Source organism: Xanthomonas hortorum pv. pelargonii (assembly GCF_024499015.1).
In the GTDB taxonomy this organism is placed as follows: Bacteria; Pseudomonadota; Gammaproteobacteria; order Xanthomonadales; family Xanthomonadaceae; genus Xanthomonas; species Xanthomonas hortorum_B.
On sequence record NZ_CP098604.1, the window covers coordinates 92086 to 105635 of the forward strand.

The following is a 13550-nucleotide window of genomic DNA, read 5'->3' on the forward strand; positions in this document are numbered from 1 at the left end:
TCATTTCGTTCTCAGTTTCGTGGGGCCATAGCTCAGCTGGGAGAGCGCCTGCATGGCATGCAGGAGGTCGGCGGTTCGATCCCGCCTGGCTCCACCACTCCTGGCATTAGGCCGTCAGGATGACAACTCAGGTTTTGATACGCGTCCCCATCGTCTAGAGGCCTAGGACACCACCCTTTCACGGTGGACACCGGGGTTCGAATCCCCGTGGGGACGCCAATCATCTGAAAGCCTCGGCACTGCCGGGGCTTTTTTTTGCGTGCTTTTTGTTGCGACCACTGCGGGCGAGCAGATGCAGTTAGTCGATGCATCCAGCGGCAGATGCATCCAGCAAATTTTTCTACGAATTACTTCCCAAGTGCTCTCGATGTCGCTATGATTGCCGGCTCGCAACACTGCGGGGCCATAGCTCAGCTGGGAGAGCGCCTGCATGGCATGCAGGAGGTCGGCGGTTCGATCCCGCCTGGCTCCACCAAATTCTAGACATAGGCCGTCTGGAATCTACAACCAGGTTTTGATACGCGTCCCCATCGTCTAGAGGCCTAGGACACCACCCTTTCACGGTGGACACCGGGGTTCGAATCCCCGTGGGGACGCCAATCATCCAGAAGCCCCGGCACTGCCGGGGCTTTTTTTGCCTGACGTTTACGTGTGCGAACGTCTACGCAAAAAGCTGCGTCAGGTCTGCCCGTCATCCAATGCCTTGCGACCTTCGTGGGTGAGATCGATATCGCCGTCTTCGGCCTGCGTCGCGTAGCCGGCGCGCACTGCCCAATTGGCTTCTTCGTCGGCGACCGGCGTGGTGTCGTGGATGTCGCGAAGAATGCGCAGTTGCTGCGTAGAGTCAAAATCCATGGAGGTCACCTGCTTGTAAAGAGCCCTCCACGGTACGGACCGGGCGTGATGGTTGCGTGCCTGCACGTCGCTCGACGCGTATCGAGATCATCTCGCGTGCATGCGCTCGCACTGCGCCATGCCATGCCGATCATGTGCCCGCCCGTGCGAACAGAACGCACTGCGCCACAACACAGACATACGCCACATCGCACGGTTCGACCGCAGGGTGCGAAAAAGCCCCCGCATGCGACAACCTCAGCGTGCGTCATGAAGCACATCAGCAACCCAGTCGCGCCCTCTCCATCACCACCGAACCACGCAAAGCAAAAAGCCCCTCCAGATTTCGCCGGAAGGGCTTTCGCTTGTACTGCAGTAACCTGGTGCCGAAGGTGGGACTCGAACCCACACGCTTTTAAGGGCGGCGGATTTTGAATCCGCTGCGTCTACCGATTCCGCCACTTCGGCGCGGCCGCGCAGTATAGCGACTCGCGAGCGAAACGAACAGTGTCAGCACGTGCCTGACGAATTCAGCTGCAAGCGGGGTCTGCAACCCGTGGGCGAACCGGTGTCGATATACTGGCCGACTTACGTGAAGGAGTGGGCAATGTCGGTGTTGCGTGGAATTCGGGTACTCGTGGTCGAAAACGATGACATGAATGCCATGCTGCTCGAGTTGCAGCTCGTCCAGGCTGGCGCCGCCGTGCTGGGCCCTGTTGGAGAAGTCGCCGAAGCGTTGCAGCTGATCAATGCCGACGCGCCCGATATTGCAGTGCTGGATTACCGTCTCGGCAATGGTCAGACCAGCGAGCCGATCGCTCGGCTGTTGTCGGAGCTCGGAATTCCGTTCGTGCTGGCCACCGGTGTTGCCAGCGGCAGCATCCCGAGCGGCTTCGAACGCGGCGTGATCCTGACCAAGCCCTATTTGTCCGAAGAACTCGTCGGTGCTCTGTCCAGGGCGCGGCAGCTGAGCGACGCAAACAGCTAAAGCAGCGAACAGCACCACCACAGCGCAAAGCGAGCGCGGCCGCCGTTCGAAATCCGCAGGTTTTCCACCTATGTCGCAGTTTGTGCGTGCCCGCATCTAAATGGTGGGCACCTGCTGCGCTTATCAGCCGGTCCAAAGCAGCCGCTACCACCCTGGTTGCCACTAGAATCGTGGATTGAAGGTTTACAGGCGGGCCGCCGGATGGATAGCGCCGTGTTGCCGTTTGCCGGCCTGCTGCCGGAGACGAGCGAAACTGCCGTGTTGTTGCATGCCTCCACGTGCACTGCCGACACGTTGTTGCGCAACAGTGCGGCGTTGCGCACCACCTTGTCGGTGTGTCTGCACGCGCAGCTTCCGATGCTGCTGGTCTGGGGCGAGGCGTCGCACTGCATCTATAACGACGCCTGCATTGCGTTACTGGGTGAGCGCCACCCGGCCGCATTCGGACAACCGCTTGCAACACTGACGCTTGCAACACCGATCGACGCGCGCACCTCCAACGGCGTGCGTGTCGAAGCGACGCCTGCACTGAATCTGGCGGCATGGTCGTGCAGCCCGGTGTTGGATGCCGGCGAACGCGTGGGCTCCTTGTATGTTGCCGGCACACCGGCCGCCAATGTACGCGCTGCCGCCAGCGACCCCGAGCCGCTTGCCGTGTCCACGACACTCGATCAATCGCCCGCCTTCATGGCGGTGCTGCGCGGACCCGACTACATCATCGAAAGCGTCAATCAACGCTTCCACGAACTGGTTGGCGACCGTCTGCTGATTGGTCGCCCGTTGGTCGAAGCGATGCCGGAAATCGTCGACCAGGGCTATCTGGGTCTGCTCGATGAAATGCGTCGCAGTGGCCAGCCCTTCATTGGCGAATCGATGACCGCCTACCTGCAGCGCACGCCCGGCAGTGCGCTGGATGAAACCTTCGTGGATTTTCTCTATCAGCCGATGCGCGATAGCGAAGGCTGTATCGATGCGATTCTGGTGCACGGATTCGATGTCACCCAACAACGCCGCGGCGAAAGTCGCGACAGCTTTCTGTTGATGCTCGAGGACGCGCTGCAGCACGTCTCCGATCCGCGCCAGATCATCGACACCAGCGTGCGTTTGCTCGGCGAACATCTGCAGGCCAATCGCTGTGCGTTCGGTCTGGCGGGTGCGGACGGCAAGACCATGCACGTGATCAGCGACCACGTGCAGGACATGCCGAGCCTGCAAGGCGATTTCCCATTGGAAGTGGCGCAAGGACTGCGCGATGCCTTACTGGAAAATCGCCCCTGGTTCACCACCGATGCCACCGCGCCCGGTGCACCTGACTACGTGGCAGAGCAATATCGCCGCTCCGGCCTGCGTGCATCGCTGGCCATTCCGTTGCACAAGCATGGCCGCCTGGTCGCGGCGATCGGCGTGCATCAGCGCGCACCGCGACGCTGGTTGTCGACCGAGATCGAACTGGTCCGCCTGGTCGCGGCACGCTGCTGGGAATCCATGCAACGGGCCAAGACGCAGCAACAACTGGCTGCCAGCGAAGCACGTCTGCGCCGCCTGGCAGACACGCTGCCGCAGATCATTTTCATTGCCGCAGCGGATGGGCATCCGCACTACTTCAACCAACGTTGGTACGAGTACACCGGGCTGAATCCCGCAGACAGCGAAGCGGCTGCATGGCAGCAAGCGCATACCGCCGACGGCCTGCAACTGTCCGCGCAGGCGTGGACGCAGGCATTGCGTGGCGAGCGCGCTTACGAGGTCGAATGCGAACTGCGGCAGCACGACGGCCAGACGCGCTGGCATCTAGCGCGTGCGCTGCCGGTGCGCGGTGACGATGGCAGCATCAGCGAATGGATCGGTACCTATACCGACATCCACGACCGGCGCGCGTTCGAGCAGCAATTGCGCGAAAGTGAGACGCGCTTCCGCGCCTTGTGCGAGACCGTGCCGGCAATGATCTGGATGTCCGACGCGCAAGGCGACTGCGTGTACTGGAATCCGCGCTGGTACGACTTCACCGGGCAGGCCGAAGACCAGGCCATGGATCAGGGCTGGTGGGATGTGATGCATCCGGACGATGCCGCGCGCGTGCGCGATGCGTTCGAACAATCGCTGCAGCAGCGCGGTGAATTTCTGGCCGAATACCGCGTGCGTCGCCATGACGGGCAATACCGCTGGTGCATCGATAACGCCTCGCCGCACTTCGCCAGCGATGGACGTTTTCTGGGCCACATCGGTTCGCTCACCGACATCTCCGAACGCAAGCACATCGAAGATGCCACTGCCTCGGACCGCGCCATCCTGAGTCTGATCACCACCGGCGCACCGCTGCAGGTGGTGCTGGACGCCATCGCCTTGAGCGTGGAAGCGCGTGGCGAAATCCCCTTGTATTGCGCGGTGATGGTGCTGGATGAGGTACGAAAAACACTGAGCTTCGGCTCGGCGCCACATTTTCCAATCGAGTACCGCGGGCCGTTCGAAGCATCGCCGATCGGGCTGAGCGGGCCGCCCTGCGCGCGCTCGGCTTACCTTGGGCGGCAGGTGATCTGCGAGGACATCCAGGCAGATCCTAGCTTCAGCGACCATCACGCCGTCTCGTCGGCACTGGGCATCGTGGCTTGTTGCGTGACGCCGATCCTGGACAGCAATGGCCAGGTGCTGGGCGCGCTCAACATCTATTACGACCGCACTCACCTGCCCTCGCTGCGCGAACAGGCGATGGCGCGCTCTGCATCGCATCTGGCCGGCATCGTCATCGAACGCACGCGCGTGGATGCCAAGCTCAAGCTGTCGTTGCAAGCGGAAACCACCGCGCGCGGCCAGGCCGAACATGCCAGCCGGGTCAAGGACGAGTTTCTGGCCACGCTCAGCCACGAATTGCGCACGCCGCTCAACGCCATCCTGGGCTGGTCGCGGCTGATGCAGTCGGACATCTTCGAGCCGGCCAATCTGGGCAAGGGCATGGTCATCATCGAGCGCAGCGCGCGTGCGCAAACGCAGATCATCGACGACCTGCTGGACATGAGCGCGATCCTGTCCGGCAAGCTCCGCCTGCAGCCGGAGCATTTCGACATCGCCGGGCTGGCGCGCAGCACGGTGGAATTGATGCAGCCGGCCGCATTCGCACGCGAGATCACATTGGAGCTGGATGCGCCCACGCAAGGCGAATTGTGGTTCTTTGGCGATGCCGGGCGCCTGCAGCAGGTGCTGACCAACCTGCTCAGCAACGCGCTCAAGTTCACCGCCCCCGGCGGCACGGTGCGGGTGGCGTTGGACATCGAAGACGAGCGACTGCGGCTATGCGTGCAGGACAGCGGCATGGGCATTGCGGCCGACTTCCTGCCACACGTGTTCGACCGTTTTCGGCAGGCCGATGCAGGCACCACGCGTCGTGTCGGCGGGCTGGGATTGGGCTTGTCGATCTCGCGCCAGCTGGTGGATCTGCATGGCGGCAGTCTGGGCGCGTCCAGCGAAGGCGAAGGCAAGGGATCGATGTTCACCATCGTGCTGCCGTTTCAGCACGGCGTCAGCGATCTACGTCCGGCCTCGACAGAAACCAAGCAGGTCGGCCCGTTGCCGGCCGATTGCCATGGGCGATTGGAGGGCGTGCGCTTGCTACTGGTCGACGACGACCAGGATTCACGCGAGGCGGTGATGCAGTTCCTGATGCACGCGGGCGCGCAGGTGCATGCGGCCGGCTCGGTGGACGCCGCCGAACAATGCCTGGCACAAGGGCAATTCGACATACTGGTCAGCGACATCGCGATGCCGGGACGCGATGGCTACGATCTGATTCGCACCGTGCGCTCCGGCCGCGCCGACCTGCCGCAGCATATTCCGGCGATCGCGCTGACCGCCTATGTGCGCGAAGAAGACCGCGACCGCGCCGTCATCGCCGGGTTCGATGCGCACATGGGCAAGCCGGTAGAGCCGCCCGGTCTGGTCGATCTGATCGAACGTTTGATGTTGCCGAAGCGCGCGCTACTGGACGAGGTTTGATATCGCTGGGAGCGGCTGACTAAAACGACCTTGTTTACCATCGGGCGCGCACTTTAGACCGACATTGACGATGCTCAACCGCTTCGTGCGCTGCTCGGCTAGTGCGTTACTGAGATAGGTCAAAAGCTAGTAGATCAAAAGCTACTGAGTCGAGTGCGCGGTGCCCTCACCGCCCGCGGGACACGCCGTGAATCCGTCCGTGGAGGCTCAGTGGCGGCATCCATGCCGCCACATGGTCCCGCAAGCGGTAAGGACACCGCACCAGAAAGCTAGTCGGTAGCTGGTTTAAAAATCGCGTCATCTCGCGGGTTGCGTTGGCTTGCTTGTGCAGTTCGCAGCACTAGATGAAAGCTAGCGAGTTAAAACGTCATGCACTTGCTCGCAACCGGAAACACCGACCATCCCGACTGGTCCTTGCCCGCCCACCGTTGCGGGACCTTATGCGGCATGGATGCCGCAGAAGAGCCTACATGGACGTACTTGCGGCGTGTCCCGCAATGGTGGGCGGGCAAGGACCCTGCAGCCAAGCTGCAGATCCCCCGCCTTACAACTGATCTATCCGCAGCACTACCCAACGCCCCCAAGACAGCAGCCGGGCAACATCCCTCAAGTGCGCTTGGCGCGTGCAAACGCGGCTGCCAGCGCGTTGTCGGCCGGCGGTGCAGTGGTGCGCGGTTTGTTGTTGCCCTGCCCAGGGCCTCGCCCACCACCACCGTCGCGGCGGCCCTGCCCCGGGCCGCCATTGCCGCGTTGATCACGCGACTGGGCCGCAGCATCGGCCGGCGGCGGCGTGTCGGACAGGCGGCAGGTCAGCGCGATGCGCTTGCGCGCCACGTCCACTTCCAACACCTTGACCTTGACGATGTCGCCGGCCTTGACCACATCGCGTGGATCCTTGACGAAGGTGTCCGACAACGCCGAGATATGCACCAGACCATCCTGGTGCACGCCGATATCGACGAAGGCGCCGAACGCGGCCACGTTGCTGACCACGCCTTCGAGCACCATGCCGGGCTTGAGATGCTTGATGTCCTCGATGCCTTCGGCAAACTGCGCGGCCTTGAACTCTGGGCGCGGATCGCGGCCGGGTTTTTCCAGCTCCTTGAGGATGTCGCGCACGGTCGGCACACCGAACTGTTCGTCGGTGAACAGCTCCGGCTTGAGCCCGCGCAGAAAGCTGCCGTCGCCCAGCAACGCCTTGATCGGCTTGCCGGTGCTGCCGACGATGCGCTCCACCACCGGATAGGCTTCCGGATGCACCGCCGACACCTCCAGCGGCTCGTCGCCATCGGCGATGCGCAGGAAACCGGCGCACTGCTCGAAGGTCTTGTCGCCCAGGCGCGGCACTTTGAGCAAGTCCTTGCGGCGCTTGAACGGGCCGTTGTCGTCGCGATGGCGCACGATGTTTTCCGCCACCGTGCTCGACAGCCCCGACACCCGTGACAGCAGCGCCGCCGAGGCGGTGTTGACGTACACGCCGACCGCATTGACGCAGTCTTCCACGCGCGCTTCCAGCGCCTTGGCCAGACGATATTGATCCACGTCGTGCTGGTACTGCCCCACGCCGATCGCCTTGGGTTCGATCTTGACCAACTCGGCCAACGGATCCTGCAGACGCCGCGCGATCGACACCGCGCCGCGCAGCGATACATCCAGATTCGGAAATTCCTTGGCCGCAAATTCGGACGCCGAATACACCGACGCACCGGCTTCGCTGACCACCACCTTCTGCAGCTTGGCCGCGCCGCACAGCGCGATCGCTTCACCGGCCAGCTTGTCGGTCTCGCGGCTGGCGGTGCCGTTGCCGATCGCGATCAGTTCCACGTTGTGCTGCAGGCACAGCTGCTTGATCGTCTGTAGCGACTGATCCCACTGCCGCTTGGGCTCATGCGGATAGATCGTCTCGGTCGCCACCAGCTTGCCGGTGGCATCGACCACGGCGATCTTGCAGCCGGTGCGGATGCCCGGGTCCAGCCCGAGCACCACGCGTGCGCCGGCCGGCGCGGCCAGCATCAGGTCCTTGAGGTTGTCGCCGAACACCGCGATCGCCTCGGCCTCGGCCTTTTCGCGCGCCTGGTTGAACAGGTCCAGCAGCAGATGCATGTGCAGCTTGGCCCGCCAGGTCAGCCGGCAGGCGTCCAGCAGCCAGCGGTCGGCCGGGCGGCCCTGGTTGGACACGCCGGCGCTGAGTGCCACCCGGCCTTCGGCGTACTGGTGGCCGGCCTCGGCGTCGCTGCCCGGGTCTAGGTCCAGATACAGAAATTCCTCGCGACGCGCGCGGAACAGCGCCAGCAAGCGGTGCGAGGGAATCTTTGCCAATGATTCGACATGGTCGAAGTAATCGCGGTATTTGGCGCCGGCCTCTTCCTTGCCCTCGGCCACGCGCGCGCGAATCACGCCGTTGTCGTTCAACCAGCTGCGCAGCTCGCCGACCAGGGCGGCATCTTCGCCCCAGCGTTCCATCAGGATCGCGCGCGCGCCTTCCAGCGCCGCCTTGATGTCGGCAACGCCCTTGTCTGCATCGATGAACGGCGCGGCGGCCACTTCCGGCGCCTGGCTCGGATCGGCCAGCAACCCATCGGCCAGCGGCTCCAGGCCGGCTTCGCGCGCGATCTGCGCGCGGGTACGGCGCTTGGGCTTGTACGGCAGATACAGATCTTCCAGTCGCGATTTGGTGTCGGCCGCGCCGATCTCATCACGCAATTCGTCGCTGAGCTTGCCCTGCTCGCCGATGCTGGACAGGATCGCTGCGCGGCGCTCTTCCAGCTCGCGCAGATAGGTCAGGCGCGTTTCCAGATTACGTAGTTGGGTGTCGTCCAGACCGCCGGTGACTTCCTTGCGGTAGCGGGCGATGAACGGAACGCTGGCGCCTTCGTCGAGAAGGGCGATGGCGGCGCGCGCCTGCGCGGGTTGGGCACCGATCTCATCGGCGATGGTGCGAGCGATCTGCTGGGCAAGCTGACTATCGATCATGACGGCGCGGTAAGAACCGCTTCACTGAAAAAAGCATTTTCGCAGTGCTGGCCCGCCGCGGGAACCCGTTGACAGGGCACCCGTAAACCTATGCCGACGCGCTCAGCTGACGCGGCGCGCGTAATGGGTGGCTGCGCGCTCGACCAGAATGCTTTCGTGCAGCGATTCGAGCGCCATCACACGGATCTTTCCGACGTCTTTCAGCGGCACCATGCGCTCCACATAGACCTCCGGGCCGGCATCGGTCATAGCACGCGACTTGCTGAACCCATAAGGCACAACGCCTTTGTCGCCATCTTTGCTGCCACCGACGTACAGAACGATCGACATACCCACACCCTCGTTAACAACTGTGACTACGTTAGTGGCGCGAGCATAACGACCGTGCCGTGAGGAGCTTTCCACGCACGTTAACGCCGGCTGTTTGCGGTTTGGTGACGGCCGCAGGTCTGCTCGATCTGCACGACCGCTTCACCCCGCTTGGCTGTCAAATTGCAGACCGCCCGCTCTCTGACGACACCGCATGGACCTCAAAAGTGGCTACCCGTTCTGGTCGATCCGCAACGGGTTGATGCGCGCCTATCCGCGCCTGGAACAAGACGCCCACTGCGAGGTCGCCATCGTCGGTGGCGGCGTCACCGCAGCCCTGATCGCGCACGAACTGCTCAAGCACGGGCACGATGTGGTGGTGGTCGAACAACGCGAGATCGGCTGGGGCAGCACCTCGGCCAGCACCGCCTTGCTGCAATACGAAATCGATACGCCGATGATCGAGTTGGCCAGGCAACACGGCATGCCGGCGGCCGCGCTCGCTTACAGCGCCTGTGCGCAAGCCATCCTCGACCTGCAAGGCCTGTGCAATACGCTGGGCGGCTGCGACTTCACCCGCCAGGACAGCCTGTATTACGCGAGCCGGGCACGCGATCTGAAGGAGTTACGCAGCGAGCTGAAGGCACGCCAGGCGCATGCCTTGCCGGTGGAGTGGATCGAGCGCGCGCCGCTATGGCACAACTACGGCGTACGCTCGGAGGGTGCGATCCTCAGCCGCCTGGCCGCCAGCGTCGACCCGTACCGGCTGTGCTATCGCCTGTTCGCCGAGTGCGAGCAGTACGGTGCGCGCATCTACGACCGCAGCACGATTGCCACGCTCGAACCTCACGACCAGCATGTGGCATTGCGCACCCAGGACGGTGTCAGCCTGCGCGCGCGCCACGTGATCATGGCTGCCGGTTATGGCAATCAGCAGTGGCTATCGCAACGCGTGGCGCGCAATCGCAGCAGCTACGCATTCGTGACCGATCCCTTGCACGACAGCGAGATGGGTGCGCTCAAGCACACCATGATGTGGGAAACCGCGCGTCCGTATCTGTACTTGCGCAGCACGCCGGATGGGCGCGTGGTGGCCGGTGGCGAAGACGACAACGTCGATCTCCCGGCACGTCGCGATGCGCGCGTCATGCGCAAGCTGAAGACCCTGCTGAAGAAGATCCGGCAGACGATGCCGGATGTGAGCTTGCGCCCGGTGTTTGCCTGGGGCGGCACCTTCGCCGAAACCGCAGACGGATTGCCGTTCTTCGGCACTCACCCTCAATACGGGCCGCGCGTGTCGTTCGCAATGGCCTACGGCGGCAACGGCATCACCTATAGCGCGATCGGCGCCGGGTTACTGCGCGCGCAACTGGAGGGCAGATCTCATCCCTTGTCCGAGTTGTTCGGGTTCTCGCGACTGGGCTGAACCCACCACGGCCACCACCCGTGGCCGTGCATCGCATAGTGATCGGCAGCCCGCTCCAGCGGATTGCGCACATGGATGCCGCCGCACAGGACATAGACCGGCAAGAACAGCGGCCCGAGCAGCATGTATTGATAGACGTGTGCACGTTCGTGATCGCCGAGACGCACCGGCGGATGCTGGCAGCGGCCGGCGGCATGCGCATAGGTGCTGCACTGCAGATCGAGCGAGGCACCCTTCAACAGGATCACGTTGCCCAGCGTCATCGCCCCGCCCGGCCCCCACGGCCAGGCGTGGAAGACCAGTGCCAGCTCCTGGCTGGACCAGTGCGGGCGTGCGCCGAAACAGCTGCCCACCGCACCGATCACGATGCCAAGCACGGTGTTGGGCAGCGTCCACAACGCGCCCAACACCTGCACTGCGGGCCACCCGCGCGGGGCGGACGTCAATCGGCCTGATTGGGGATCAGCAGCCACAGGATCAGATAGACCAGGATGCCAGGGAATGCGGCAGAAGCGATCGACACGATCACGAACAACACGCGCAGCAACGTGGAGCTCCAGCCGAGCCGGCGTGCGATGCCGCCGACAACGCCAGCAATCATGCGATCGTTGAGAGAACGGGACAGCGTGGTGCTGGTGGACATGGCAAGGCTCCTGCAAACGTTGCGTGTAGTCTAAAAAGACCGGCGACAGCGTGTGGTGATGGCGACGGCGGCATGCTTGATGGCAGGCGTCTGGATTGCGCTACCAAACATGCATCACGCGTTGCCGCCACGCTCCTGCAGCCAGCGATGGATCGCCACCGGCACTTCGCGCTGCGCACGCCCGGAGACGTAGATACCGATATGCCCGCCGCGAAAACTCAGCTCGCTGTAATCGTCGCTGCCGACCAGGCCACGTAGCGCGCGCGAGGCATCGGGCGGCACCAGGTGATCGTGTTCGGCGTAGATGTTCAGCACCGGCATGTCGACGGCCTGCAGATCTACCGCCTGCCCGCCGATGCTCACCTGCCCCGTCACCAGCCCATTGCGCTGATAGAACAGCTTGACGAACTCGCGGAAGGCTTCGCCGGCCAGGTCGGGCGAATCGAAGATCCACTTTTCCATGCGCAGGAAATCTTCCAGCGCCTGCTTGTCGTCGAGAATGTCGAGCAAGCCGACGTACTTCTGCAGATTCAGCCGGAACGGCTTGAGCATCAGGTAACTGGCGTTCATCAGATCCGCCGGCACGTTGCCCATCGTATCGACGAACAGGTCCACATCGACCATGCGCGCCCAGTTTGAGAGCATGTTGTCGGGGGTGTGGAAATCCACCGGCGTGACCATGGTGATCAGGTTGCGCACCTTGGGCCGTTGCAAGGCGGCGTAGCACAGCGAGAACGTGCCGCCCTGGCAGATGCCGAGCACATCGACCGCTTCCAGACCTGATTGCGCACGCAAATGGTCCACCGCGCCGTCGATATAGCGCAGCAGATAATCCTCGAGCGTGAGGTAACGTTCGGAGCGGTCCGGGTAGCCCCAGTCCAGCACATAGACGTCCTGGCCATGACTCAACAGGCCCTTGACCAGCGAGCGGTCGGCCTGCAGGTCGACCATGTACGGGCGATTGACCAGCGCGTAGACGATCAACAGCGGCGTCTTGGCCACCGGCGCCTGTTCGCCAACGAAGCGATACAGCACCACCTTGCCGTCGCGCCAGATTTCTTCGCGCTCGGTGACGCCGTAATCCACGTCTTCCACACCGGGCAGCAGCTTGAGCCCCTCGCGCAGCTTGCGCTGCATCGACAGGGTTTCCTGCATCAGGTCTTCGGCGCTGAATCCCAACGGGCCTTTCATGCCTGCGCTCCACGTGGCTTGCGTGCGGTCTGCTTGCCGGCGGGTTTGCCAGTGGCTGGCCTGGAGACCGGTTTCGAAGCGGTCGCTTGTTTGGCCGGAGACTTTTTAGCTGCGGTCTTTTTGACGGCGCTCGCTGCATGCGCTGCTTCGGACACTGCGCTCGCCTTGGACGACGACGCACGCTTGGCCGTGGCCGATGCCACCGGATCTGCTGCCGGCGCTGCCGCAGGTTTGCTCGCCGGGCTGGCTGCAGTGCGCAGCATCCGCCGCACCGCGCGCTCCAGCTCGGCAATGCGGCGATGCGCAGCATCCATCTCCGAACGGGTCGGCATGCCGAAGCGCTCGCTCATTTGCTCCACTTCTTCCTGCAGTGCGGCACGCAGGCGCATATGCGCGTTGGCAAAGCCGCCGTACACCTCGCGGAACCGGTCGGACAACGCAATGTCGGCGTAAGACTCTTCGGCCGCTTCGATCCACAGATCGAACAGGGCGCGCGCACTGGTCAGCTGGCTGCCGCTGCTTTCATGCTCGCCCAGCTTGGAGGTAAACCGGCCGAACGCCTGCTCGATGGCCGACTTGAGTTGTTCGCCATAGGCCTGCGACTGCGCCTGATAGTCCTGCTGCGCGCGTGCCAGCGTCTGCAGGCGCGCTTGATGATTGCGGTTCAAGCCGAATGCCGGCATCTGCAGCCAGGGCGCGTTTTCCTGCTGCCACTTTTCCAGGGTCTGCGCTGCCTGCTGCAGCCACGGATCGAACCCGCCCGGGCTGCCGCCGCGCAACGAGCCCAGCGTCCACTGCATCAGTTGTTCGCCCTGCCCTTGCACGGCCTGTCGCCAGGCATCGGAAACTTCGTTGGCCGAGGTATCGCGCCCGGCAAACTGCGCGGCCACCTGTTGCATGGTGCCGAACCAGTCGCCGGCCTGATTGCGGAAGCGGTCGATCGCCTCCTGCGCCTGCGGTGCGGCCTGGGTGGGCAACAACTGCGACCACCAGTCCATCGCCTTGCGCCAGTCCTGCGGTGCGTCCGTGCCCGGCCCCATGCCTGGAACCGCACCCGGCGGCGCAGCGGAGCCGGACTGGCCGTGGCGCATGGCATCTCCCCAGGCGTTCCAGTACTGGCGCGCCTTGTCTTCGTTGCCATTGTCCGAACCGCTGCTTGCCATCATCCCTTCCTGTGCCTGTTCACCGAGCCATCCTAC

Annotated in this window: 9 protein-coding genes, 5 tRNA genes and 2 pseudogenes; 8 read left to right on the plus strand and 8 right to left on the minus strand. The window is 63.6% G+C overall.

The genetic code is table 11. The annotated features are described in order from the left end of the window. The first annotated feature begins 21 nt into the window (after positions 1–21). The 4 genes from NDY25_RS00350 to NDY25_RS00365 all read left to right on the plus strand — a co-directional run bounded on the left by NDY25_RS00350 (position 22) and on the right by NDY25_RS00365 (position 599). A tRNA-Ala gene (locus tag NDY25_RS00350) sits at positions 22–97 on the plus strand. Between the two features lie 46 nt (positions 98–143). Continuing rightward, a tRNA-Glu gene (locus NDY25_RS00355) sits at positions 144–219 on the plus strand. Between the two features lie 180 nt (positions 220–399). After that, positions 400–475: transfer RNA gene (locus NDY25_RS00360), tRNA-Ala, on the plus strand. A gap of 48 nt (positions 476–523) precedes the next feature. Beyond that, positions 524–599, plus strand: a tRNA-Glu gene (locus NDY25_RS00365). A gap of 79 nt (positions 600–678) precedes the next feature. Here the strand turns inward: NDY25_RS00365 and NDY25_RS00370 are convergent. Together NDY25_RS00370 and NDY25_RS00375 are read right to left on the minus strand one after the other, a co-directional pair. Further along, a complete protein-coding gene (locus NDY25_RS00370; protein WP_104550866.1) occupies positions 679–855 on the minus strand; it encodes a hypothetical protein in 177 nt (58 codons plus the stop codon). A 360-nt stretch (positions 856–1215) separates the two neighbouring features. After that, positions 1216–1302: transfer RNA gene (locus NDY25_RS00375), tRNA-Leu, on the minus strand. Positions 1303–1441: 139 nt separating this feature from the next. On the opposite strand from NDY25_RS00375, the gene NDY25_RS00380 reads away from it, so the two are divergent. The 3 genes and pseudogenes from NDY25_RS00380 to NDY25_RS00385 form a co-directional block, all read left to right on the plus strand. Next, positions 1442–1822 (plus strand): response regulator, encoded by a 381-nt coding sequence (locus NDY25_RS00380; protein ID WP_023904110.1) that lies wholly within the window; start codon positions 1442–1444, stop codon positions 1820–1822. A 687-nt stretch (positions 1823–2509) separates the two neighbouring features. After that, positions 2510–2776: pseudogene (locus NDY25_RS22900) on the plus strand (hybrid sensor histidine kinase/response regulator); the annotation flags it as partial. Positions 2777–2818: 42 nt separating this feature from the next. Further along, positions 2819–5809 (plus strand): annotated as a pseudogene (locus tag NDY25_RS00385) (PAS domain S-box protein); the annotation flags it as partial. Positions 5810–6415: 606 nt separating this feature from the next. Here NDY25_RS00385 and NDY25_RS00390 read toward each other — a convergent pair. Further along, entirely contained in the window at positions 6416–8782 is a 2367-nt protein-coding gene (locus NDY25_RS00390) for a Tex family protein (RefSeq protein WP_251754971.1), read from the minus strand. A 102-nt stretch (positions 8783–8884) separates the two neighbouring features. Continuing rightward, the gene (locus tag NDY25_RS00395) at positions 8885–9112 is read right to left on the minus strand and encodes a hypothetical protein (protein ID WP_006450935.1); all 228 of its coding nucleotides are present in this window, start codon (positions 9110–9112) and stop codon (positions 8885–8887) included. A 193-nt stretch (positions 9113–9305) separates the two neighbouring features. On the opposite strand from NDY25_RS00395, the gene NDY25_RS00400 reads away from it, so the two are divergent. Next, entirely contained in the window at positions 9306–10517 is a 1212-nt protein-coding gene (locus NDY25_RS00400) for an NAD(P)/FAD-dependent oxidoreductase (protein ID WP_168957672.1), read from the plus strand. Here the strand turns inward: NDY25_RS00400 and NDY25_RS00405 are convergent. The 4 genes from NDY25_RS00405 to phaE all read right to left on the minus strand — a co-directional run bounded on the left by NDY25_RS00405 (position 10475) and on the right by phaE (position 13517). Further along, the gene (locus NDY25_RS00405) at positions 10475–10963 is read right to left on the minus strand and encodes a hypothetical protein (RefSeq protein ID WP_168957673.1); all 489 of its coding nucleotides are present in this window, start codon (positions 10961–10963) and stop codon (positions 10475–10477) included. The genes NDY25_RS00400 and NDY25_RS00405 overlap by 43 nt on opposite strands. After that, positions 10960–11160, minus strand: a complete 201-nt coding sequence (locus NDY25_RS00410; RefSeq protein WP_006450932.1) for a PspC domain-containing protein — start codon at positions 11158–11160, stop codon at positions 10960–10962. Before NDY25_RS00410 ends, NDY25_RS00405 begins: the two co-directional genes overlap by 4 nt. 114 nt (positions 11161–11274) lie before the next feature. Beyond that, positions 11275–12351, minus strand: coding sequence for a class III poly(R)-hydroxyalkanoic acid synthase subunit PhaC (locus NDY25_RS00415; protein WP_115040110.1), 1077 nt, complete (start codon positions 12349–12351; stop codon positions 11275–11277). Continuing rightward, positions 12348–13517, minus strand: coding sequence for a class III poly(R)-hydroxyalkanoic acid synthase subunit PhaE (phaE, locus tag NDY25_RS00420; protein ID WP_168957674.1), 1170 nt, complete (start codon positions 13515–13517; stop codon positions 12348–12350). Before phaE ends, NDY25_RS00415 begins: the two co-directional genes overlap by 4 nt. Positions 13518–13550: the final 33 nt, after the last annotated feature.

What these genes read in the sequence shown, in the direction of transcription:
- NDY25_RS00415 (WP_115040110.1), bottom strand. Translation starts at nt 12,351, where the DNA reads ATGAAAGGCCCGTTGGGATTCAGCGCCGAAGACCTGATGCAGGAAACC.
- NDY25_RS00400 (WP_168957672.1), top strand. Translation starts at nt 9,306, where the DNA reads ATGGACCTCAAAAGTGGCTACCCGTTCTGGTCGATCCGCAACGGGTTG.
- NDY25_RS00370 (WP_104550866.1), bottom strand. Translation starts at nt 855, where the DNA reads ATGGATTTTGACTCTACGCAGCAACTGCGCATTCTTCGCGACATCCAC.
- phaE (WP_168957674.1), bottom strand. Translation starts at nt 13,517, where the DNA reads ATGATGGCAAGCAGCGGTTCGGACAATGGCAACGAAGACAAGGCGCGC.
- NDY25_RS00395 (WP_006450935.1), bottom strand. Translation starts at nt 9,112, where the DNA reads ATGTCGATCGTTCTGTACGTCGGTGGCAGCAAAGATGGCGACAAAGGC.
- NDY25_RS00410 (WP_006450932.1), bottom strand. Translation starts at nt 11,160, where the DNA reads ATGTCCACCAGCACCACGCTGTCCCGTTCTCTCAACGATCGCATGATT.
- NDY25_RS00380 (WP_023904110.1), top strand. Translation starts at nt 1,442, where the DNA reads ATGTCGGTGTTGCGTGGAATTCGGGTACTCGTGGTCGAAAACGATGAC.
- NDY25_RS00390 (WP_251754971.1), bottom strand. Translation starts at nt 8,782, where the DNA reads ATGATCGATAGTCAGCTTGCCCAGCAGATCGCTCGCACCATCGCCGAT.